Raw genomic sequence first — 727 nt, 5'->3', positions numbered from 1 at the left:
TCGCGAGTTCGAGACTCGTTTCCCGCTCCAGTTTCAATACTACAAACAACACTCCAAAGTAGTTTATTTGGCGAGATAGCAAAGTGGTTATGCAGCGGATTGCAAATCCGTCTACGCCGGTTCGATTCCGACTCTCGCCTCCATCCATTTCATGGCGGGGTGGCAGAGTGTTTATGCTATAAGGGGTGCAACCCTTATACAGGCCGGTTCAAATCCGCGCCCCCGCCTCCAATTTCTCAATTTACTGTCTACGCCCGGGTGGTGAAATAGGTAGACACAACGGACTTAAAATCCGTCGGCCCTAAACCGGCCGTGCCGGTTCGATTCCGGCTCCGGGCACCATTTACCGCTTTTAAGCGGTTATTTTTTTATCTAGTACAATCTCAAACCATCAATTAAAAAACATAAATATAAATAGACTAAAAACTTCCAGTCATTTTTATTTTCCTGGTTATAGCATCATCTCATTTCATCTATTCACATCTAAGTGCCTCAACAGCTTTTATAAATACTCCAGTAGATACTCTTCTACCCTAATGAAACCTTAGTTTGAAAAAAACGCTATTTCAATTTTTATCGAAGAAAAGTAAATTTCTAATTTTAAAACCTCCCCAAATGATGAGGCCGAGACCTTTGCAAAATTCCTTTTCCCCAACGGCCGAAACCTAAACACAGGTTTTCGGCTGTTTTTTATTTCAAATATCCACTGATTCTACTCAAATAACCC

General features: G+C 41.8%; 3 tRNA genes. All 3 read left to right on the top strand.

Going from position 1 to position 727, the window contains the following annotated elements:
* Positions 1-69: 69 nt before the first annotated feature.
* The 3 genes from HMPREF2700_RS05930 to HMPREF2700_RS05925 all read left to right on the top strand — a co-directional run bounded on the left by HMPREF2700_RS05930 (position 70) and on the right by HMPREF2700_RS05925 (position 342).
* A tRNA-Cys gene (locus tag HMPREF2700_RS05930) sits at positions 70-143 on the top strand.
* Between the two features lie 10 nt (positions 144-153).
* A tRNA-Cys gene (locus HMPREF2700_RS11800) sits at positions 154-231 on the top strand.
* A 21-nt stretch (positions 232-252) separates the two neighbouring features.
* Positions 253-342, top strand: a tRNA-Leu gene (locus HMPREF2700_RS05925).
* Positions 343-727: the final 385 nt, after the last annotated feature.

Origin of the sequence: Neisseria sp. HMSC068C04, from assembly GCF_001810105.1 — a bacterium.
Classification (GTDB): Bacteria; Pseudomonadota; Gammaproteobacteria; order Burkholderiales; family Neisseriaceae; genus Neisseria; species Neisseria flavescens_B.
This window is presented reverse-complemented; position numbering and strand designations above follow the sequence as displayed.